Genomic DNA, 19,793 nt, shown 5'->3' on the forward strand with positions numbered 1-19,793 from the left:
GATCGAGACCAGTTGTGACTGGAAGCCCAATACGCATGAGCGCATTGCGCAAATCCGGCATTGTGCCCGGTTCAGCGGATGCGGCGGCGGGACCGTGCGGAACGAGACGAGACGAGACTGATGAGCAACCCAGCCACTATAGCGATCAGCAACGGCCAGTGGCGTAGCTGGGCGAACACTGTCGTCGGCAGGCGCTGAGCCGGGCGGACGTCAAGAGCGGCCATCTGCCGGGGCACGAGCTGGGCGGTGATGCGGCCCAGCGGATCGGTGGCGAAGGTAAGGCCGGTGTTGGCCGCTCGGATCAGGCTCATGCCTTCTTCCACTGCCCGGAGGCGGGCGTGATGGGCGTGCTGGGCGGGGCCGATGGAACCATCGAACCAGGCATCGTTGGTGACGTTGAGCAGGTATTGCGCGCTTGTGACCGCGCCCAGATCGCCGGAAAACAACACTTCGTAGCAGATCAGCAGCAACGGCGGTGGCAGGTTGGGCAGGCTCAACACGCGCCTGCTCGCCTCACCCGCAGACCAACCATCCGCGCCGGGCACGAACTGCTTGATCCCGAAACGGGCGAAGATTTCACCAAACGGCAGGTATTCCCCGAAAGGCACGAGGTGAGCCTTATCGTAGCTGGCGATGATCTCGCCATCCGAATCGATCGCCAGGACCGAATTGTAGGGCGCCTGGCGCGTCGCATCGGTATTGGGCTGGAAGGGCTGTCGCGGTGCGCCGGCCAGCAGTACGGCCTGGTCAGGCAGGAGGCGGGCGATGCGCGCCAACGCCTCGGGATAAGTCGAGAGAAAGAACGGCAGGCTGGACTCAGGCCAGACGAGTTCAGTGATGTCGGCCAGTCCCTGATCAGCAGGGTCCATGCGCATGTCCGACAGCATCAGCAGGCGGTCAACCAGTGCCACCGGATCGACATTGCCGAAGCTTGAATGCTCGTAGACGAGTGGCTGCACCAGACGCAGCGCCACGTCTGTCCGTTCGGTGGATGTGGTACCACTGAGCCTGTTCCAGCCGTAGCCAAGTTGGCCCGCGATGACCGCCAGAGCGAGGAAAAAAGGCGCGAGGCGGGTGCTCCAGCTGCGTTCGTCGGCAGGCCAGATCAACGCCACCGTCATGGCGAGGAGCGGCGCCAGAAACGTCAGTCCATAGACACCGATGACCGATGCGAGTTGCATCATCTCGTCCGTACCGGTGAGCGAATAGCCCAGAAGGTCGAAGGGGAAGCCGGAGAAGAGGTGGCCACGCGCGAACTCTGCCACCGCCAGCCAGCTGGCGAGACCGACGATGCGCGCAGGACCGTGGCTCCAGGTCAGGTGCGCCAACGCACTGGCGAGGCCCCAGAACAGCGCGATCAACGCTGCCAGCGCCATGATCGCCGGCGGCATGGCGGCCAGCACCCAGCCGCCGTCCACGAAGAAAGCGGCCCCCAGCCAATGGAAGGCCACCAGGAAATACCCCCAGCCAAAGGCGAAGCCGATGGTGAAGGCAGGACCGAAAAGGCGCCGCCAGCCGCGCCGGATTTCGGCGCCGTCCAGCGCCCACACCCAGATGGGCATGGTCACGAACAGCGCCGGCAGAATGAAGAACGGCGGCACCGACAGACCGGCTATGGCACCGGCCACGAGCAGCAGCAGGAAGCGCCGCCAGCCATGGCTCAGCATCGTGGTTTCTGCCAGCCAGGTCATGCGCGCAACGGGCTCGAATCAATGGGCATGGCGCAAGGTTGCTGCGACGTTGGCGGCCGTCAAGGCGGTGGACTTGCACGATGTTGAGCGCTACGAGCCTTATCCGCTGGAGTGCCCATGACCGAGTTGCCCGTCACCCTTGCCATCGACACAGCCGCGCCGCGGTTGAACCTGGGGGTGCTGCTGGCTTCCGGAGACGTGGATGTGCTGGTGGAAGACATTGCCAAGGGGCACGCTGAGATCCTCTTTGATCGCATCGCGGTGCTTCTTGGGCGCAACGGGCTTGGGCACGGCGACCTCAGGAGGATCGCCACCACCACTGGCCCCGGCTCATTTACGGGATTGCGGATCGGCCTTTCGGCAGCGCGTGGGCTTGGCCTGGCGCGCAGGCTGCCGGTCATCGGGGTGCCTAGCCTTGTGGCGCTGTCGCTTGGGGGATCGGGCGGGCCCGTGACCGTTTTGCTCGATGCACGGCGCGAAGAGGCCTATCTGCAACACTTTCTTGCACCGGGCCTGCCGAGCGATGCGGCGCGTCTCGTGCCACTGGCGAGGGCAAGGGCGCAGGTGAGGACTGACCAAGAGGTGATCAGTTCGCCCTTCGTCGATCCGGCACGACTGGTCCGGTTCGCCGCTCAGGCCGAACCCCAGAAGTTCTTGGCAAATGCCCATTATGTCCGCAGCGCCGACGCCAAGCCGCAGGACGCCAGCCGGGTTCCGCGGAGACTCTAGCCATGGATAAGCTGTGGCTTGGGCCGCGCGGATTGCACATCGAGCCGGCGGAATTGGGGGATGCGCCTGAACTGGCGCGCATCCATGCTGCAAGCTTCTACCGCGGTTGGCCCGTGGAAGATTTCGTCCGGTTCCTCGGGGACAAGACCACCCCAACCTATGTAGCCTGCGATGCGCAGCGCCGCATTGCAGGTTTTGCGCTCATCCGCCTTGTCGCGGACGAGGCGGAGCTTCTCAGCATTGCGGTCGATAGCCGCTGGCGCGGCAAGGGTGTGGGGAACGCCCTGATGAAGGCCGTCTTCGGCGACCTCATGCTCAGCCCTGCCAAGCGGATGTTCCTTGAGGTAGACGAGCACAATGTGGCCGCTGTCGCGCTCTACAAGCGGTTGGGCTTCAGCACGCTTTCGGTGCGCAAGGGCTACTACGCCAGGCCTGACGGCACTTCGTCCAGTGCGCTTGTCATGGCGCGCGATCTTGGATAACCGAGGCGGGTGGAGCGTCAAAAGCAAGGAGCGCCGGCATGAACAAGAGCCCCTCCGAGCCGACCCTTGAAGAGGCCTGCGTCGCCCATGGCATGCGCATGACCGATCAACGGCGAACCATCGCACGCGTGATGCAGGACAGCGTCGATCATCCTGATGTGGAAGAGCTCTACCGCCGTGCGTCGAGCGTCGACGCGCGCATTTCGCTCTCCACGGTCTATCGCACCGTCAACCTCTTCGAGGAGGCGGGGCTGGTGACAAAGCACGACTTCAAGGATGGCCGCGCCCGCTTCGAGCCTATTCCCGACGAGCATCACGACCACCTCATCGACGTGCGCAGCGGCAAGGTCATCGAATTCCGCAACGAGGAGATCGAGGCCATCCAGGAACTGATCGCCAAGCGCCTCGGCTACCGGTTGGTCGACCACCGGCTCGAACTCTATGCCGTCCCAATCTCGCCGCGCGACCCGGACAAGGACGACACGGCCCGATGATCCTGCGCGCGCTTTTCTTTTTCCTGATTATCGTGCCCTTCCTGATCGTTGCCATTCCGCTCCAGGCGCTCATCGTGGCGCTGAAGCTGCCTTTCTGGACCGTCCTGCCGCGCGCCTTCCACCGGCTGGGGTGCCGCTTCCTTGGCCTGCGCGTCACAGTGATCGGAAGCCCTTCCACAGGCCGGCCGACGCTGCTGGTGTCCAACCACATCTCGTGGACCGACATCGTCGCGATCGGTTCGGTGGCCGAGTTGGCGTTCGTGGCCAAGCAGGAAGTGAGCCGATGGTTCTTCGTGGGCCTGATGGCGGACCTGCAGAAGACGATCTATGTCGACCGGACCCGCCGCTCGGATGCGGGGCGCACGGCGCGGCAGATGGGGCAACACATGGCGGACGGCAATGCCGTGCTGCTGTTCGCAGAAGGCCAATCCGACATTGGCACCCATGTCCTCCCCTTCCGTTCGGCCTTGGTGGGCGCGGCGCAGCACGCGATGGAGGCGGCAGGCGCGAGCGAAGTGGCGATCCAGCCGGTGACGGTAGCCTATACCCGGCTGCAGGGCCTGCCGGTGAGCCGCAACGAGCGCTCGATGATCGCCTGGATCAAGAGTAAATCTGTGGGGCAGAACATCCGTGACATATTGGGGGGCCCGGTCAAGGACGTGACAATAGCCTTCGGGACGCCGCTGCCCCTTACAGCCAACGACAACCGCAAGCGCGTAACCAAGACTGCGGAGAATCAGGTGCGGGCCATGCTCGTGGCACTCAATCGCGGCCTACCCCTACCACATACGCAGGATAGGTAGAGCTTTAGACATTAAGCCTAATGGTCAAAGCGGCTTCGGTCCTAACGCCTTATTAGCTATAAAACTTCCGTAAACGGAGGTTGGCATGGCTTGGGAAATCGTGGCTGTCTGGATCATCATCGCCGCAGCTGTGATCTTGTTCGTCCGCGACGAGCGTCGGGGCCGGGCACGCGATCTCGACGTCATGGCCCGCCACTTCGCAACAGCCGCCCAATGGCGGCACCGGTCGGGCCGTCAGGTGGACTTGCTGATCGAGCACACACCGACCGCCGGGCTCGCCACCGTGCCGGATGGTGCCCGAGCCGCCAGGACCCGCAAGCTGTTCAAGGAAAGCTTGGCGCAGGGGTGAGCATCAAACGGACAGGCGTCGACGCACGCGCTTGACGATATCGGCTGCCTTGACCATCAGGGCCAGCTCTACGTCCTCGTCGGACATGCCGCTGCTGAGCTCCGTCCAGGCCGGCACGACAATCTCATGAAGCTGCTCGCGCCCGTCGATAGTTTCACTGAGGACGGCCCGCACCTTGCCCTGCACCCGGTTGGGAAACCTCGGATGGGCGTGGCGCTCTTGCAAGCCGATGTCGATCAGTTCCAGGCTCATTACCGGCTCCGTGGAGCTCATCCCCACACGCCCGACAGTGGTCCTGTCTGGTTTATGAACGGTTAATGGGCCGGTAACGTTTCATGCGCGTCTGCGGCGGCGTATGCCAAGCGTCCTCAAACCCGGACGGCGTGCTCGACCCGACCCTTCTCGCCAAACACCCGGAGGTACCGCCCGATCTCACCCGGCTCACCGGTGGCCTTGGCCGGATTGTCGGAGAGTTTGACAGCGGGCCGGCCGTTGGCGGAACTGACCTTTGCCACGATGGAGATTGGCGAGAGGCCCGGATTGTCGTCCGGCGCGCAGCCTTCGAAATCATTGGTGAGATTGGTGCCCCAGCCGAAGCTCATTCGTACCCTGCCGTCGAAATGGAGGTAAGCCTCCTCGATCATGTCCACGTCGAGACCATCGGAGAAGATGAGGAGCTTGTCCTTGGGGTCCCGGCCGCGGGATGTCCAGAAGTCGATGATGCGCTCGCCGCCCTCGATGGCGGGGGCGCTGTCGGGCCGAAAGCCGGTCCAGTCGGCGACCCAATCGGGTGCATCGCGCAGAAAAGCCTCGGTGCCGAAGGCATCGGGCAGAACGATGAGAAGGTTGCCGCCGTAGTAGCTCTTCCAATCCTGGAGGACCCGGTAGGGCGCCTCGCGGAGTTCCTCATCGGAGCGGGCCAGCGCCGCCAGCACCATGGGCAGTTCGTGCGCATTGGTGCCCAGTGCCTCGAGGTCGTTGTCCATGGCCAGCATGACATTGGAGGTACCGGTCATGTTGGCGCCGATGCCCTCCTTGAGCGCCTCGACGCACCAGCGCTGCCAGAGGAAGGAGTGGCGGCGGCGGGTGCCGAAATCGGAGATCTTGAGGTCGGGCAGCTTTTGCAGGCGCTCCACCTTTTCCCACATCTTGGCCTTGGCGCGGGCGTAGAGCACGTCGAGCGTGAACGGCCCGTAGCGCTTCATTGCGGCGCGCGAGCGCAACTCGTTGATGATGGCTAGGGCCGGGATTTCCCACATCGTGGTTTCGAGCCAGAGGCCGGGGAACTCCAGCACGAACTGTCCGTCGCGCTTTTCCAGCCGGTATTCGGGGAGGCGGAAATTTTCCAGCCAGCGCAGGAAGCCGGGCTGGAAGATCTGCTTGGAGCCGTAGAAGGTGTTGCCGGCAAGCCAGATCATCTCCTTCTTGGAGAGTTTCAACGTCCGGCAGTGGTCGAGCTGAGCGCGCAATTCCTCGATGTCGATCTCTTCCGTAAGGCGGACCGATTTGGTCCGGTTGATCAGCGAGAAGGTGGCCTCGACTTTCGGGTAGAGCCCCCAGATCATCTGCAGCATCAGGAGCTTGTAGAAATCGGTGTCGAGGAGACTGCGCACGATCGGGTCGAGCTTCCAGGTGTGGTTGTAAACCCGGCGCGCGATATCGGTATAGGTGGCCATCAAACGTCCTCAACTGCGGCAGCCCTTGTAGCGCGGGGGAAAGGAGGAGGAAAGGCGGGTTACGGCGCAGACGTTCGGGCCGCTTCCCCCGGGGTGTCCTCGGTGGCAAACTGGAAACCCTCGAAGCGGGCGAGTTTGGTATCGATGGCGGCTTTGTCCTCATGGGCTGCGTCGACCAGCCACGTCCAGTTCTGCACCTGGAGCCGGCCGGCCGCGCGGTCGGCCTTGAGGTCGATGGCGGCCACGATGCGATCGTCGACCAGCACCGGCAGGGCGAAATAGCCGAGGCGGCGCTTGTGCGCCGGCACATAGGCCTCGAACAGGTGGTCGTAACCAAAGAACAGTTTGAGGCGCTTGCGCTGGATGATCAGCGGATCGAAGGGGGAGAGAATGTGGACGCGGCCGGCCAGTCCCGGGAGCGCCGCCTCGAGCGCTGCCGGTTCGGCCCAATGCTCGAGCTTTCCGGCGCCCTCGAGGGTTACCGGGACGAGCTGGCGACGCCGGACGCGCGCTTCGATCACGGCGGCGACGCCCTTCTTTGCAGCAGCGTTGAGGTGGCAAATGGAATCGAGGCTGACGAGGCCCTGGCTACGCAGCGCCCGGTCGAGGAGATAGGCCGCCACCTGCCGCTCGGTGGCCGGGCGCGGCGGCCGATCCCAGCCGAAATGGTGGTCGAGAAGGTCGTAAGTCTTGACCATCCCCGCGCGTGCCGAGATGGCGACGCGGCCCTGATAGAACATGAGCTGAAGCACGCGCTTGGACGGTTTGCGGCTGGCCCAAGGGTGGTGTTTTTCCACCAGTTCGTCGTCGCCGATGTCGCGAATGGAGAGCGGCCCCTGATCGCGCAGACGACGCGTCATGGCGCGCACTTCCGCAGGCGTCACGCTGCCGAACCAGGCGCTGGCGTTCTTGCGATAGGCCTGCATGGCCGGGACAAAGAACCGGAAATCCTCCACCGGCACGTAGCTCAGCGCATGCGTCCAGTATTCGAAGATGGATTTTTCGACCGACTGGAGATGGGCCAGATCCGCCCGGCGGTAGGCGGGAATGCGGGAATAGAGGATGTGGTGGTGACAGCGCTCGATGACGTTGATCGTGTCGATCTGCACGTAGCCCAGATGCGCAATGGCGTCTCGCACGGCTTCCGGTCCCTCCCCGAACGGCGCGTCCCGGTCGAGACGCTGCGCCGCCATCCAGAGGGCGCGGCCGCGGGCGGCATCGATGGCAACGGGTTTTCGTGTCACGGGCGCCTCATGGGGGAAATGAAAACACAGTGCCAGAGGCGATGGCCGACTCCAACCCGGTTCCTTCATGGGGCTCCGGGAGACGAAATGGCCGGGCGGAACCAGCCTCCGCCGATGGCATCGCGATCGCCGCTGCGCGAAAGGGTTTCGCGCAGGCGGGACAGGCCGGCCGTGGTCCAGCCGGGCGGCTGGGTGATCGCGAGCCAAGCATCGAAATAGTCCTGCGGTGCATAGTTGTGGCCAAAGCCGATCGGGGCGGTCTGGGCCAGCGCCATGTCGAGCGCCACCTGCAGGAAGGTGATCACCGGGTACCAGTTAAGGAGGGGCGATACCGATGGCGCCCGCGGCCCCAGCAGCCACGCCGGCTCGCGGTAGAGCATGGCGTAGTCGAAAAAAACGATCGGGTCCGAGGGATATTGCAGGAAGCCGATGCGCATGGGCCCCCAGCGCCCACCGGTGAGGAAACCCTCGCCGCGATTGGCGAAGCGCAGCGCCGAACCGTCACCGATCTCGGGGTGCCAGACCGGCGAGCCGGGGTTGCGGTTGGCGGTGGCAGTGCGCCATGCAGCGCTAGCAAAGGGCGGACCGACCCAGAGGGCGCCATCAAACGGATCGCTCAGCACGTCGTAGAGCGAGGTCGAGGCGGCGGACGAATAGGCGCCAAGGCTGAGGCCGTGCAGGTAAAGTCGCGGGCGCGTCTGCTTGGGCATGCCGGTCCAGCGCTGGTAGACGGCGCTGAACAGTGCTCGTGCCGTTTCCACGCCAACATCGGGCTCCGAGACGAGGGAAAGCCAGCTGGTGAGGTAGGAATATTGTACCGCGACGCTGGCGATATCGCCATGGTGGAGAATTTCCAGTGTGTCGATGGCCGCAGGCTCGACCCAACCGGTGCCCACGGGCATCACCAGAACCAGCACCGAGCGGTCGAAGGCACCGATGCGATCCATTTCAGCCAGAGCCAGGGCGGCGCGCGCCTCTGCCGTGTCAGCCGATCGCAGGCCGACATAGACGCGCAGCGGCGCCTGGGCCGGTGCATGGGTCAGGGTTTCGATGTCCTCCGCCGTCGGGCCGGACTGCACATAGGTGCGCGCATCGAGCCCGATGCTGTCCCAGGGGATGAACGAGGCCTCGCTGCCCGAGCGGAGCGGGTCCTGCGGGGCGCTGTCATAGATGCCGGCCAGCCGGTCGATGCTGCCGTAGAAGCGATCGGCGGCAAACAGGAGGCCGCGGGCGATGACGCCGTCGCCGATGGTGGCGGTGGCGAGGCCCACCAGCACCATGGCCCCCAGAAGGGCGACCCGCCTTGGCAGGCGGCGAGAAAGCCACCCCGAGACCGTGCGCACGCCATGCACGATGACCGTGCCGATGCCGATGAGGATCGCCGCCGGCACGATGGCGATGCCGGCGACGAACCAGGGCTGGCGCGCCGCGACCGGGGCGATGCCCATGCCGGCGCGGATGGAGTTCTGCCAGCCGGTGGAGAACCAGAGGAAGCTGATGGCCAGCAGCAGGCACGCGGCCGCGCAGAGCCGCCCCGCCCAGCGCGCTACCCGGCGGTTGGGCCAGCGCAGCTCAAGGAAATTCCACAACCACTCAAGGAACACCCCGATGGCGTAGCCGGCGGCGAAGGCGCAGCCGCACAAAATGCCCTGGACCGTGAAGTGCCGGGGAATAAGGGACGGGGTTAGTGAGAGCGAAAAGAACAGGAGGCCGAATAGCCACCCACCGGTGGACAAAATATCCAGTCGCCTGCCCAGCCAGCGCCGGAGCACAATCCAGTTAACCGATGTCATGGGCAAGGCAGGTATAGCCGGCACCCCGGGAACGAATGGTGGGGATGATCACTATAGAGAGTGATCCGGCTGGCACAACCGCGCCGCCACGATGCGGGTACTTCACGGTTATGGGGGGGAAGGTTTGGTGGAGCCAAGCGGGATCGAACCGCTGACCTCTTGCATGCCATGCAAGCGCTCTCCCAGCTGAGCTATGGCCCCATCCGTTCAGGGTTACTGGGAGAACAGCACGTTCCCCGTTGCCCCTGCGACAGTCATTTCTTGGGTTCGTCAGGGTCCAGGCCCGTCCGAAGCGAGGCGGAACCTAGTGGAACAATCCCGCGGGTGCAAGTGCCTAAATGACACTTTTTCGAACCGCCGGGCCAGTTCGGAGCCCAGCGGTAAAAACTGTTACAAATCAGCGGTCTTCGTCATCGCCAACGTCGAAGCCGATGTCGCTGTCCTCGTCATCTTCGTCTTCGAGGAACACGTCTTCCTCGTCGTCGCCGAGTTCTTCGTCGACCTCGACGTCCTCGACATCAGGAATGTCCTCACCGCCGCTTTCCTCTTCGTCGGCTTCCTCGAGGCTGACGATCTCGGGACCGCTTGCGGTCTCCTCCGCCTCTTCCTCTTCCTCGGTCTCGTCCTCATCATCGACCTTGCGGGCGGTGGCGGGGCTGGCCTTGCCGGTCAGTTGCTCGAAGAAGGACCGCGGATAGCTCTTGCCGGTATAGGGCGAGACGATGGGGTCCATGTTGAGGTCGTAGAACTTCTTGCCCGTATCGGGGTCGGTCCGCTTGGTACCGCGCTCGTTGGCCATCTCTCATGCCTCGTCTTGGGAAATAGTGGGCGCACTTGTGCCGCGGCGCCCGTTTCGGTCCGTTCGGTTATGGGACAAGCCCTGCCCTGTCAAACGCAAAATGCGCGGCGCCGGCCTCCCCGGCGGCGCCCTCCGGCAGCGGTGGCCCCTTGCCGACCGCGGGTCCGAACGCTATCGCCTGCGGGTACCCTGCCGAAAGGACATGCCATGATCATCGCCGTCGATGGACCCGCCGCCTCCGGCAAGGGGACGCTGGCAACAGGACTGGCGCAGCATTATGGCCTGCCGCACCTCGACACCGGGCTTCTCTACCGCGCCGTCGGCCGGGCCGTGGGGGACTATGAAGACTTGCCCGAGTTCGAGGCCCGGGCAATCGCAGCGGCGGAGGCCCTCGATGCCGGGCATTTGACCGATATCGCGGAACTGACTTCGGCCCGTTCGGGCGTGCTTGCGAGCAAGGTGGCGGTGATCGGCCCGGTGCGGCAGGCGCTGTTCGAATTCCAGCGCAGCTTTGCCACGCAAGCTGGCGGCGCGGTGCTCGACGGGCGCGACATCGGCACGAAAATCTGCCCGGACGCGGACGTGAAGCTCTTCATCCAGGCCGACAGCAAGGCGCGCATGGAGCGCCGAGCCCGGCAGCTCGAGGCGCGCGGCGTGGTGGTGGATCGCTACGCGCTGTTCCACCAGATCGAGGAGCGCGACGCGCGCGACATGCTCAACCCGCATGGCGGCTTCTATAAAGCCGCCGACGCGCACTTGCTCGAGACGACGCACTTGGGTATAGAAGCCGCACTCCGCGCAGCCATCGCGATCGTCGAGAAGGTCATGGCGCTCAAGGCAGGGGGACGGACGTCCTCCTAATTTCCTCCCTGAGCTCCGGTTTCTCAGACCATCAGCCCATGCGAACGGCGCGGACCGACTAGTTGAAATCGTCCTTGTTCCGCTGCGGTGCTCCGTGCGCCGGCTCCGGCTATTCGCCAGAGCGGACCCGCTGCGCCAAGGATTGCAAACCCCGAACCACCGGCGCCCTGGAGAGACGAATTTGGCACAGCAGACTGTGACGAAAGAAGACTTTGAATCGATGCTGCTCGACAGCTTTGTCGACAACGATGCCGCCGAAGGCACCGTGGTCAAGGGCAAGGTCGTCGCCATCGAAAAGGACCTCGCGATCATCGACGTGGGTCTCAAGACCGAAGGCCGCGTGCCGCTGAAGGAATTCGGCCAGGCTGGCCGCGACGGCACCATCACCGTCGGCTCCGACGTGGAAGTGTATGTCGACCGCGTCGAAAACGCCATGGGCGAGGCCGTCCTCTCCCGTGAGAAGGCCCGCCGCGAAGAGAGCTGGGTCAAGCTCGAAGAGAAGTACAACGCCAACGAGCGCGTCGAAGGCACCATCTTCAACCAGGTCAAGGGTGGCTTCACCGTCGACCTCGAAGGCGCGGTGGCCTTCCTGCCGCGGTCGCAGGTCGACATCCGTCCGATCCGCGACATCGCGCCGCTCATGAACGTGCCGCAGCCGTTCCAGATCCTCAAGATGGACAAGCGTCGCGGCAATATCGTCGTGTCGCGTCGCGCCATCCTCGAGGAATCGCGCGCCGAACAGCGTTCGGAAATCGTCCAGCAGCTCGAAGAGGGCCAGGTGGTCGACGGCGTGGTCAAGAACATCACCGACTACGGTGCGTTCGTCGACCTCGGTGGCATCGATGGCCTCCTGCACGTCACCGACATCGCATGGCGCCGCGTCAACCATCCGTCCGAAGTCCTCACCATCGGTGAGACCATCAAGGTGCAGATCATCCGCATCAACCATGAGTCGCACCGCATCAGCCTGGGCATGAAGCAGCTCCAGGCCGATCCGTGGGAAGGCATCGAGGCCAAGTACCCGATCCAGGCCAAGTTCACCGGCCGCGTGACCAACATCACCGACTACGGTGCGTTCGTCGAGCTCGAGCCGGGCATCGAAGGCCTGATCCACGTCTCGGAAATGAGCTGGACCAAGAAGAACGTGCATCCGGGCAAGATCGTCTCGACCTCCCAGGAAGTCGAAGTGGTCGTGCTCGAAGTCGATCCGGAAAAGCGCCGCATCTCGCTGGGCCTCAAGCAGACCCTGCAAAACCCGTGGGAAGCCTTTGCCGAGAAGTTCCCGATCGGCTCCACCATCGAAGGCGAAGTCAAGAACAAGACCGAATTTGGCCTGTTCGTTGGCCTCGAGGGCGATGTGGACGGCATGGTTCACCTGTCCGACCTCGATTGGCAGAAGTCCGGCGAAATCGCGCTCGACGACTACAATCGCGGCGACATGGTCAAGGCCAAGGTGCTCGACGTCGATGTCGAGAAGGAACGCATCAGCCTCGGCATCAAGCAGCTCGCTGCCGATGACCTGGCCGATACCGGCTCTTCCGACGGCACGGGCCTGCGCAAGAACGCCGTGGTGACCACGGAAGTGACCGAAGTCAACGATGGCGGCATCGAAGTGCGCATCGCCGACAGCGACGTCACCGCGTTCATCCGCCGCTCGGACCTGAGCCGCGACCGCAACGACCAGCGCCCCGAGCGCTTCGCCAAGGGCGACAAGGTCGATGCCCGCGTGACCCAGTACGACCGCAAGACCGGCCGCATCCAGCTTTCGATCAAGGCGCTCGAAATCGCCGAGGAAAAGGAAGCCGTGGCGCAGTACGGTTCGTCCGACTCGGGCGCGTCGCTCGGTGACATCCTGGGCGCTGCCCTCAAGGGCCGCGACGACAAGTAAGTCTGCTCGCACGCCATGATCAGAGGGCTCGCATCAGCCGATGCGGGCCCTTTTTGCAGAGGATAAAAGAAGTGCTCAAGGACGTCGCCTGGCGCGCCATGACCGGATATGACATCGCCGAGGTCTTCGCCATCGCTAACCGTGTGCATCCGGAACTGTTCGAGAGCCAAGCGGTGCTGGCGGAAAAGCAGGCGCTGTACCGCAATGGTTGCTATGTTCTGGAAGTGTCGGAACGACCTGCCGGCTACGTTCTCAGTCACCCTTGGCGCTTTGGCGAAGTTCCGGCGCTCGATGGGCTGATCGGCGCCCTGACCGACGACGCAGATACCTACTACATCCACGACCTTGCCTTGCTGCCGCTGACCCGAGGCATCGGAGCGGCCGGCAAGATCGTCGAGGCGCTGGCCAAACATGCGCGCGTGCTGGGCCTGGACAGCATGACGCTGGTAGCGGTCAACAGCTCGCGCCCCTTCTGGGAACGCCACGGCTTTGCCTCCGAAACGGCGCCACAACTGGACGCCGACCTCGCGGGCTATGGCCCAGATGCGCGCTACATGGTGCGTCGCCTGGCTGACTGATCTCTTGCGTCGGCGCGCAGGCAAGGCTACCTCCGTGAAACTGCGCAAAGGAGCCAGCCGTGACCGAGACCAGCGGCGACAGCCCATCCACCTCTCCGCATGTCCTCATTGCCGGCGAGACGTTTCGCCGCTCCCGCGGGCGCTGGCGGCTGGTCGCGCTGCTCTTGGCCGCCATTGCCATCCTGGCACTGGTTGGCCGCTTTGCCTTGGCCGATCGCGCCGTGGGACCTCATGTGGCGCGGATCACCATCGACGGCACCATCTCGACAGATGCGCAGCGCAATGCGCTGATCGAGCGCCTGATCGACGACGAGAGTGTCCAGGCCGTTATCGTGGCGATCAATTCGCCCGGCGGAACCACTGCCGGCGGCGAAGAGCTCTACGAAGGGCTGCGGCGCCTCGCACAGAAAAAGCCGACCATTTCGGTGATCCGTGAATTGGGCGCATCGGCCGCCTACATGACTGCGATCGCAACCGACCGCATCTTCGCGCGGCGCCTTTCGATCATCGGCTCCATTGGTGTGCTTTACCAGCACTTGAATGCCCGCAAGCTGCTCGACACCATTGGCATCGATCTCGACAAGGTTGCTTCCGGCCCGCTCAAGGCCGAACCGGACTATGACGAACCGCTTGATGGCGAGGTGCGCCAATCGATCTCTTCGCTGGTGGAAAACAGCTTTGGCTGGTTCGTGGATATCGTGGCGGAGCGGCGCGGCCTGCAGCGTCCGGCCGTCCTTGCGCTTGCCGATGGTCGCATCATGACCGGCAGACAGGGCGTCGAAGCCAGGCTCATCGACGACATTGGCGGCGAGTTCGAGGCTATGGCCTGGCTTGCCGCCGAAAAAGGCATCGAAGAAGACACACCGGTGGTTTCGGTGTGGCCGGAGCCGGAGAGCCAACTGGGCTGGCTTGGCCAGTTGATCGGCGGATCGGCCCGCAGCGCACTCGGACTACCAGCGGAAGGTCCTGTTTTGCTTGACGGTTTGGTCTCGCTTTGGCAGGTTGACCGGACGCCCTGAGATGCCTGCCAAGGCGTCCGGAAACCGGAGTTTTTGATGATCAAGTCCGAACTCGTCGAAAAGCTTGCCGCGGAAAATCCGCATCTCTTCCAGCGTGATATCGAGAACATCGTCAATGCCATCCTGGACGAGGTCGGCGACGCCATGGCGCGCGGCGACCGCGTGGAACTGCGCGGCTTCGGGGCCTTTTCCGTTAAGAACCGTCCGGCCCGGGTCGGGCGCAATCCCCGAACTGGCGAGCAGGTCGAAGTGGGCGAAAAATACGTGCCGCAGTTCAAGGCGGGCAAGGAAATCCGCGAGCGCCTCAACCGCTCCTCGTAAGCGACAGGCCGCCGCACGACAGGGACGGAGCCTAGGCTCCGGCAGTATCGACCCATGGTCAACAAAATCGTCGGCTGGCTGGTTCTAGTCCCGCTCTGTGCGCTGCTCGTGGCCTTCGCGCTGGCCAACCGCCACCTGGTGGCGGTCAACCTCAACCCATTCGTTGGCCCGGCGCCCGAGACCGCAGATGGGTACGGCATTCCGCTGTTCGTCATTCTCTATGTGGTGCTGCTGATTGGCGTCTTGCTGGGCGGCATCGCGACCTGGTTCGCCCAAGGGCCACACCGCAAGCGTGAGCGCCACTGGCGCAAGGAAGCGCGCATGCTCCAGGAGGAGCTTGAGACGCTGCGGCGCCAGCAAGCTGTCAGCCCCGGCGTCCCCCTGACCGAAGTTGACGATCTCCTGGATGTGCGCTGATGGTCGGCGCTACCCTTCCTCCCTCACCCCCGGTTGAGCTTTCCCGATGGCCGATCCCCTGATCATCAAAATCTGCGGCATCAAGACTGACGAATTGCTTGAAGCCACCATCGCGGCCGGCGCCGACATGGTGGGATTCATGCATTTTTCCCGTTCACCCCGACACGTGTCGATTGAGGATCTGGCCGGGCTGATTTCAGCGGCCCGCGGGCGGATCGAAAGCTGCGTCGTGCTCGTCAATCCGGACAATAGCTGCGTGGCCGAAGTAGCGGCGCTGGGGCCGGACTGGATACAGTTGCATGGGCCGGAAACACCGCATCGCGTGGAGTCGATCCGCGCCGAAGCCGGCGTCGAGATCATCAAGGCGCTGCCCATCGGCGGCGCCGAAGACGTGACCCATGTAAACGGCTTCGCCGAGGTCGCCGACCGCATCCTGCTCGACGCCAAACCGCCCAAAGGCGCCGAACGTCCGGGCGGGCTGGGCGAGAGTTTCGACTGGAGCCTGCTCGAAGCGCTTGACCGGTCGATCCCGTTCATGCTTTCCGGTGGCCTGACGCCAGACACGGTGGCCGCGGCGGTTCGGACGGTCAGGCCCATGGGCATAGACGTATCCTCGGGCGTGGAGACGGCACCCGGCGTCAAGAGCCCGAAGCTGATCGAGGCCTTCATCCGAAACGCCCGGGCGGCCGTATAGCGATTTTCGACCGGCCTCACGGTGTGTCTCTCAGGCCCCGCGGGTGCCGGGCACTCTACCAGCGTTCTCGACGGCTGCAGCAAGGCCCAGAGAACGGCGAGAAAGTTAGGACCTCCATAATGGACGGCATCAATTCCCTGCGCAACGGCCCCGACGAGCATGGCCGTTTCGGCATCTATGGCGGCCGGTTCGTGGCCGAAACGCTGATGCCCCTGATCCTCGATTTGGAACGGCACTATCGCGCCGCCAAGACCGATCCCGCCTATCAGGCCGAGCTACAGAACCTTGCCACGCACTACACAGGCCGGCCCAGCCCGCTCTACTTTGCCGAGCGGCTGACGCAGCATCTGGGAGGAGCCAAGGTATGGCTCAAGCGCGAGGAGCTCAATCACACCGGCTCGCACAAGATCAACAATTGCCTGGGGCAGATTCTCCTGGCCAAGCGCATGGGCAAGACGCGCGTCATCGCCGAGACCGGCGCCGGACAGCATGGCGTCGCCACGGCCACCGTCTGCGCCAAGTTCGACCTGCCCTGCACCATCTTCATGGGCGCGACAGACGTCGAGCGGCAGGCGCCGAACGTGCTGCGCATGAAGATGCTCGGCGCCGAAGTGCGGCCGGTGACCGCGGGGGCCGGAACGCTCAAGGACGCCATGAACGAGGCGCTGCGCGACTGGGTGACCAATGTGGAGAGCACCTATTACCTCATCGGCACCGCGGCGGGTCCTCACCCCTATCCGGAGATGGTGCGCGACTTCCAGAGCGTCATCGGTACGGAGCTCAAGGCTCAATTCCAAGAGGCAGAGGGCCGACTGCCGGACGCGGTCGTTGCCTGCGTCGGGGGCGGCTCGAACGCCATTGGCACGTTCCACGCCTTCCTCGACGACGCTGATGTCGCCCTTTATGGCGCCGAGGCGGGCGGACACGGCATCGACGTGGAAAACGGCCACGCCGCGTCCATGACGGGCGGGCGGCCGGGCGTGCTGCACGGCAATCGCACCTATCTGCTGCAGGACGCGGACGGGCAGATTCTCGAGGGTCACTCCATCTCGGCCGGCCTCGACTATCCCGGCGTCGGCCCGGAGCACTCGTGGCTGCACGACACGCAGCGCGTGACCTATGTGCCGATCACCGACAAGGAAGCGCTCGAGGCGTTCCAGTTGTTGACCCGCACCGAAGGCATCATCCCGGCGCTGGAATCGGCGCACGGCCTGGCCCAGGTGATGAAGCTGGCGCCAACGCTGGACAAGGACCAGTCGGTGGTGCTGTGTCTTTCGGGCCGCGGCGACAAGGACGTCGAAAGCGTCGGCAAATATCTGGGACTGCTCAACTCATGACTACCCGTATCGACCGGCGCTTCGCCGCGCTCAAGGCCGAAAATCGCCCCGCGCTCGTCACCTTCGTCATGGCGGGTGATCCCGACCTGCCGACCGGCCAAGCCATTCTCAACGCCCTGCCGCAGGCGGGTGCGGACGTCATCGAGCTGGGCATGCCGTTTTCTGACCCGATGGCCGATGGCGTCGCCATCCAGCTAGGCGGACAACGGGCTCTGGCCAGCGGACAGACGCTGACGGGCGTGCTGGGGATGGTGGAGGAATTTCGCCGCAAGGACGAGACGACCCCGATCGTGCTCATGGGCTATTACAACCCCATCTATATCTATGGCGTGGACCGCTTTCTGGCCGATGCCACGCAAGCGGGGGTGGACGGCCTCATTGTGGTGGACCTGCCGCCTGAGGAAGACGAGGAATTGTGCCTGCCCGCGCTCAAGGCCGGCATCAACTTCATCCGCCTCACGACGCCGACCACGGACGACAGGCGCCTGCCCACGGTTCTCGCGAACACCTCGGGGTTCGTCTACTACGTCTCCATGACGGGCGTGACCGGGGCGGCGATCAAGTCGCGCGGCGCCGTGGGCGAGGCGGTCGACCGGATCAAGGCGCATACCGACCTTCCGGTCGCCGTGGGCTTCGGCATCAAGACGGCCGACGACGCGGCCGATATCGGGCGGCATGCGGACGGGATCGTGGTGGGCTCGGTGCTGGTCGATGCGGTGGGCAAGTCTCTCGATGAGGGCAGGGCAACCGAGCGGACCGTGGCAGCGGTGCGCGACATCGTCGCCGACCTGGCGCAGGGCGTGCGGCGGGCGCGGCAATAACTGTCCACAGCAGCCGGTGCAACCGGCTTTGCCCTCGGCGGTTCCCCCTGATAAGAAATGCCACAATTGACGACTAGGTGACCGAAAGCTCACCGCGAAAGGCCGCGCCATGAACTGGATCGACAATTTCGTCCGCCCCAAAATCCGCTCCTTCCTCACCAACAAGCGGGAAACGCCGGAAAATCTCTGGGTCAAGGACCCGGAGTCGGGCGAGATGGTGTTCTATCGCGATCTCGAAGCGAACCAGTGGGTGGTGCCCAATTCGGGCTACCATATGAAGATCAAGCCGGCGGACCGGCTGGCCAATTTCCTCGACGAGGGCAAATACGACCTGGTCCCGGTCGGCTCGGTGCCGGTGGATCCGCTGAAATTCCGCGATCAGAAGCGCTACACCGACCGCCTCAAGGAAAATCGCGCCAAGACCGGCCACGAGGATAGCGTGCTGGTGGCGACGGGGAAGCTCTATGAGCGCGACGTCACCGTCGCGGTGCAGGACTTCGACTTCATGGGTGGTTCGCTGGGCATGGCGGCCGGCCAGGGCATCATCACCGGCCTCGAGACCGCCGTGGAGCGGAAGACCCCCTTTATTCTTTTCGTCTCCTCGGGCGGCGCGCGCATGCAGGAAGGCGTGCTGAGCCTGATGCAGATGCCGCGTACCACTGTCGCGGTTCTGCGCCTGCGCGAGGCTGGCCTGCCGTTTTTCGTGGTCATCACCAACCCCACCACCGGTGGCGTGACGGCGTCTTATGCCATGCTGGGGGACGTGCACATCGCCGAACCCGGCGCGCTGATCGGGTTTGCTGGCCAGCGGGTGATCGAGCAGACCATCCGCGAAAAACTGCCCAAGGGCTTCCAGCGGTCGGAATATCTCTATGAGCACGGCATGATCGACATGGTGGTGCACCGGCATAATCTTCGCTCGACCATCGGCTCACTGGCCTCCATCCTCACCAAGGGACCGGCCAACGACGCAATCACCACGGCAGGAAGTAAGGCGGCAACCGCCCAGGCCAGTCTCCGGGAGGCTGCCCTGGCTGCCGAGGGCGACGACGATGACGCCAATCTGCCTGCGTTGGCCGCCCACGCCGAGTAGGGAGAGCAAGGCTAGTCCCGCTCCTCGGCGTCCTTGATGCGGTCCAGCACCTTTTCGGGAGCCACGTCGCGCTTGAGTTCTTCGAGCTCAGCGTCGGCCTCGGAATGTACATCGAGCCGTTCGGCAATCGCTTCCACCAAGGCAATAAGGCGCGTGGTTTCGTGCTCGTTGAGAAGACCGATCTGAAGGTCGAGCTCGGCCCGCGCGTTGTCCTCGCCGGCCATGCGATTCTGGTTTATGAGTACGAAGGTGGAGAGGAAAATGGCTTCCACCGAAGCCACCATGGCCAACGCCACCAGAGATGGATCCCACGCCGGCAATGCCGGCACGAGGCGTGTGTTGATGGCGATCCACCCGCCGAAAATCAGCAGATGCAAATAGACGAAAGGCATGCTGCCGGCGAAGGCGCTGATAGCGATGGCGACCTTGTCCTGCAGTGACGCCTTCTGGGCCTCCCTCCGCCGCCTCTCCAGAACCGCGTCGATATTGCGCTCCAGAGCGGGATTGAGCGCGGGCGCACTTTCCGTACTAGGGCTTTGGGAATGAGACTTGGTGCCGGCCATCCGTGTTCCTCAAGACGACCGACCAAACCTGCAGCCGGCCCTTTCGCTCCCGCTTCTAACGCACGGCATGCCACCACACGGGGGGAGTTTTACCGGCAGTTAAACACAACGGGCGTACCTATGCGTGACCGGATGCGCGAT

At 64.2% G+C, this 19,793-nt stretch carries 22 protein-coding genes and 1 tRNA gene; 15 read left to right on the top strand and 8 right to left on the bottom strand.

The genetic code is table 11. The annotated features are described in order from the left end of the window. Positions 1-71: 71 nt before the first annotated feature. Positions 72-1,691, bottom strand: a complete 1,620-nt coding sequence (gene lnt / locus IC608_RS12810; protein ID WP_191776023.1) for an apolipoprotein N-acyltransferase — start codon at positions 1,689-1,691, stop codon at positions 72-74. A gap of 117 nt (positions 1,692-1,808) precedes the next feature. Between lnt and tsaB the strand changes: the two genes are divergently transcribed. The 5 genes from tsaB (at position 1,809) to IC608_RS12835 (ending at position 4,548) form a co-directional block, all read left to right on the top strand. Beyond that, positions 1,809-2,420 carry a tRNA (adenosine(37)-N6)-threonylcarbamoyltransferase complex dimerization subunit type 1 TsaB gene (gene tsaB / locus IC608_RS12815; protein ID WP_191776026.1) on the top strand — a complete coding sequence of 204 codons (612 nt, stop codon included), beginning with the start codon at positions 1,809-1,811 and terminating at the stop codon, positions 2,418-2,420. 2 nt (positions 2,421-2,422) lie between these two features. Continuing rightward, on the top strand, positions 2,423-2,902 hold the full coding sequence (gene rimI, locus IC608_RS12820; protein WP_191776029.1) for a ribosomal protein S18-alanine N-acetyltransferase: 480 nt from the start codon (positions 2,423-2,425) through the stop codon (positions 2,900-2,902). A 38-nt stretch (positions 2,903-2,940) separates the two neighbouring features. Further along, positions 2,941-3,396: a Fur family transcriptional regulator gene (locus IC608_RS12825; RefSeq protein ID WP_191776032.1), complete on the top strand. Its 456-nt coding sequence runs from the start codon at positions 2,941-2,943 to the stop codon at positions 3,394-3,396. Then, positions 3,393-4,199, top strand: a complete 807-nt coding sequence (locus IC608_RS12830; protein WP_191776035.1) for a lysophospholipid acyltransferase family protein — start codon at positions 3,393-3,395, stop codon at positions 4,197-4,199. The genes IC608_RS12825 and IC608_RS12830 overlap by 4 nt, the downstream gene beginning before the upstream one ends. Positions 4,200-4,284: 85 nt before the next feature. Further along, positions 4,285-4,548: a hypothetical protein gene (locus IC608_RS12835; RefSeq protein ID WP_191776038.1), complete on the top strand. Its 264-nt coding sequence runs from the start codon at positions 4,285-4,287 to the stop codon at positions 4,546-4,548. Between the two features lie 3 nt (positions 4,549-4,551). Here IC608_RS12835 and IC608_RS12840 read toward each other — a convergent pair whose 3' ends face one another. From IC608_RS12840 to IC608_RS12865, 6 genes are all read right to left on the bottom strand, one after another. After that, positions 4,552-4,800: a hypothetical protein gene (locus IC608_RS12840; protein ID WP_191776042.1), complete on the bottom strand. Its 249-nt coding sequence runs from the start codon at positions 4,798-4,800 to the stop codon at positions 4,552-4,554. A 116-nt stretch (positions 4,801-4,916) separates the two neighbouring features. Further along, positions 4,917-6,224, bottom strand: a complete 1,308-nt coding sequence (pncB, locus tag IC608_RS12845) for a nicotinate phosphoribosyltransferase (RefSeq protein WP_191776045.1) — start codon at positions 6,222-6,224, stop codon at positions 4,917-4,919. 59 nt (positions 6,225-6,283) lie between these two features. Then, positions 6,284-7,417 (bottom strand): winged helix-turn-helix domain-containing protein, encoded by a 1,134-nt coding sequence (locus IC608_RS12850; RefSeq protein WP_248306398.1) that lies wholly within the window; start codon positions 7,415-7,417, stop codon positions 6,284-6,286. Between the two features lie 116 nt (positions 7,418-7,533). Next, positions 7,534-9,204 carry an alpha/beta hydrolase gene (locus IC608_RS12855; protein ID WP_248306366.1) on the bottom strand — a complete coding sequence of 557 codons (1,671 nt, stop codon included), beginning with the start codon at positions 9,202-9,204 and terminating at the stop codon, positions 7,534-7,536. Between the two features lie 182 nt (positions 9,205-9,386). After that, positions 9,387-9,462: transfer RNA gene (locus IC608_RS12860), tRNA-Ala, on the bottom strand. Positions 9,463-9,658: 196 nt separating this feature from the next. Further along, positions 9,659-10,060 carry a TIGR02300 family protein gene (locus tag IC608_RS12865; RefSeq protein WP_191776055.1) on the bottom strand — a complete coding sequence of 134 codons (402 nt, stop codon included), beginning with the start codon at positions 10,058-10,060 and terminating at the stop codon, positions 9,659-9,661. A 207-nt stretch (positions 10,061-10,267) separates the two neighbouring features. Between IC608_RS12865 and IC608_RS12870 the strand changes: the two genes are divergently transcribed. The 10 genes from IC608_RS12870 to accD all read left to right on the top strand — a co-directional run bounded on the left by IC608_RS12870 (position 10,268) and on the right by accD (position 19,089). Beyond that, entirely contained in the window at positions 10,268-10,921 is a 654-nt protein-coding gene (locus tag IC608_RS12870) for a (d)CMP kinase (protein ID WP_191776058.1), read from the top strand. 181 nt (positions 10,922-11,102) lie between these two features. Then, positions 11,103-12,809 (top strand): 30S ribosomal protein S1, encoded by a 1,707-nt coding sequence (rpsA, locus tag IC608_RS12875; protein ID WP_191776060.1) that lies wholly within the window; start codon positions 11,103-11,105, stop codon positions 12,807-12,809. Between the two features lie 71 nt (positions 12,810-12,880). Further along, entirely contained in the window at positions 12,881-13,387 is a 507-nt protein-coding gene (locus IC608_RS12880) for a GNAT family N-acetyltransferase (RefSeq protein ID WP_345890898.1), read from the top strand. A 59-nt stretch (positions 13,388-13,446) separates the two neighbouring features. Continuing rightward, positions 13,447-14,406, top strand: a complete 960-nt coding sequence (sppA, locus tag IC608_RS12885) for a signal peptide peptidase SppA (RefSeq protein ID WP_191776063.1) — start codon at positions 13,447-13,449, stop codon at positions 14,404-14,406. A 36-nt stretch (positions 14,407-14,442) separates the two neighbouring features. Beyond that, a complete protein-coding gene (locus IC608_RS12890; protein ID WP_191776066.1) occupies positions 14,443-14,727 on the top strand; it encodes an integration host factor subunit beta in 285 nt (94 codons plus the stop codon). A 54-nt stretch (positions 14,728-14,781) separates the two neighbouring features. Continuing rightward, the gene (locus tag IC608_RS12895) at positions 14,782-15,144 is read left to right on the top strand and encodes a lipopolysaccharide assembly protein LapA domain-containing protein (RefSeq protein ID WP_191776069.1); all 363 of its coding nucleotides are present in this window, start codon (positions 14,782-14,784) and stop codon (positions 15,142-15,144) included. Positions 15,145-15,190: 46 nt separating this feature from the next. Next, on the top strand, positions 15,191-15,838 hold the full coding sequence (locus IC608_RS12900; protein WP_191776072.1) for a phosphoribosylanthranilate isomerase: 648 nt from the start codon (positions 15,191-15,193) through the stop codon (positions 15,836-15,838). A 119-nt stretch (positions 15,839-15,957) separates the two neighbouring features. Then, positions 15,958-17,175 (top strand): tryptophan synthase subunit beta, encoded by a 1,218-nt coding sequence (gene trpB / locus IC608_RS12905; protein ID WP_191776076.1) that lies wholly within the window; start codon positions 15,958-15,960, stop codon positions 17,173-17,175. Further along, complete coding sequence (trpA, locus tag IC608_RS12910) at positions 17,172-17,996, top strand: tryptophan synthase subunit alpha (protein ID WP_191776079.1); 825 nt, start codon at positions 17,172-17,174, stop codon at positions 17,994-17,996. The genes trpB and trpA overlap by 4 nt, the downstream gene beginning before the upstream one ends. Positions 17,997-18,105: 109 nt before the next feature. Continuing rightward, positions 18,106-19,089 carry an acetyl-CoA carboxylase, carboxyltransferase subunit beta gene (gene accD, locus IC608_RS12915; protein ID WP_191776082.1) on the top strand — a complete coding sequence of 328 codons (984 nt, stop codon included), beginning with the start codon at positions 18,106-18,108 and terminating at the stop codon, positions 19,087-19,089. An 11-nt stretch (positions 19,090-19,100) separates the two neighbouring features. Here the strand turns inward: accD and IC608_RS12920 are convergent, their stop codons facing one another. Continuing rightward, entirely contained in the window at positions 19,101-19,652 is a 552-nt protein-coding gene (locus IC608_RS12920; protein ID WP_191776085.1) for a DUF1003 domain-containing protein, read from the bottom strand. Between the last annotated feature and the right edge of the window lie 141 nt (positions 19,653-19,793).

This window comes from Devosia oryzisoli (genome assembly GCF_014837245.1).
Lineage (GTDB): Bacteria > Pseudomonadota > Alphaproteobacteria > Rhizobiales > Devosiaceae > Devosia > Devosia oryzisoli.

Coding starts and splice junctions, on each gene's coding strand:
- lnt (WP_191776023.1), bottom strand. CDS start 1,691: ATGACCTGGCTGGCAGAAACCACGATGCTGAGCCATGGCTGGCGGCGC.
- tsaB (WP_191776026.1), top strand. CDS start 1,809: ATGACCGAGTTGCCCGTCACCCTTGCCATCGACACAGCCGCGCCGCGG.
- rimI (WP_191776029.1), top strand. CDS start 2,423: ATGGATAAGCTGTGGCTTGGGCCGCGCGGATTGCACATCGAGCCGGCG.
- IC608_RS12825 (WP_191776032.1), top strand. CDS start 2,941: ATGAACAAGAGCCCCTCCGAGCCGACCCTTGAAGAGGCCTGCGTCGCC.
- IC608_RS12830 (WP_191776035.1), top strand. CDS start 3,393: ATGATCCTGCGCGCGCTTTTCTTTTTCCTGATTATCGTGCCCTTCCTG.
- IC608_RS12835 (WP_191776038.1), top strand. CDS start 4,285: ATGGCTTGGGAAATCGTGGCTGTCTGGATCATCATCGCCGCAGCTGTG.
- IC608_RS12840 (WP_191776042.1), bottom strand. CDS start 4,800: ATGAGCCTGGAACTGATCGACATCGGCTTGCAAGAGCGCCACGCCCAT.
- pncB (WP_191776045.1), bottom strand. CDS start 6,224: ATGGCCACCTATACCGATATCGCGCGCCGGGTTTACAACCACACCTGG.
- IC608_RS12850 (WP_248306398.1), bottom strand. CDS start 7,417: ATGGCGGCGCAGCGTCTCGACCGGGACGCGCCGTTCGGGGAGGGACCG.
- IC608_RS12865 (WP_191776055.1), bottom strand. CDS start 10,060: ATGGCCAACGAGCGCGGTACCAAGCGGACCGACCCCGATACGGGCAAG.
- IC608_RS12870 (WP_191776058.1), top strand. CDS start 10,268: ATGATCATCGCCGTCGATGGACCCGCCGCCTCCGGCAAGGGGACGCTG.
- IC608_RS12890 (WP_191776066.1), top strand. CDS start 14,443: ATGATCAAGTCCGAACTCGTCGAAAAGCTTGCCGCGGAAAATCCGCAT.
- IC608_RS12895 (WP_191776069.1), top strand. CDS start 14,782: ATGGTCAACAAAATCGTCGGCTGGCTGGTTCTAGTCCCGCTCTGTGCG.
- IC608_RS12900 (WP_191776072.1), top strand. CDS start 15,191: ATGGCCGATCCCCTGATCATCAAAATCTGCGGCATCAAGACTGACGAA.
- trpB (WP_191776076.1), top strand. CDS start 15,958: ATGGACGGCATCAATTCCCTGCGCAACGGCCCCGACGAGCATGGCCGT.
- trpA (WP_191776079.1), top strand. CDS start 17,172: ATGACTACCCGTATCGACCGGCGCTTCGCCGCGCTCAAGGCCGAAAAT.
- accD (WP_191776082.1), top strand. CDS start 18,106: ATGAACTGGATCGACAATTTCGTCCGCCCCAAAATCCGCTCCTTCCTC.
- IC608_RS12920 (WP_191776085.1), bottom strand. CDS start 19,652: ATGGCCGGCACCAAGTCTCATTCCCAAAGCCCTAGTACGGAAAGTGCG.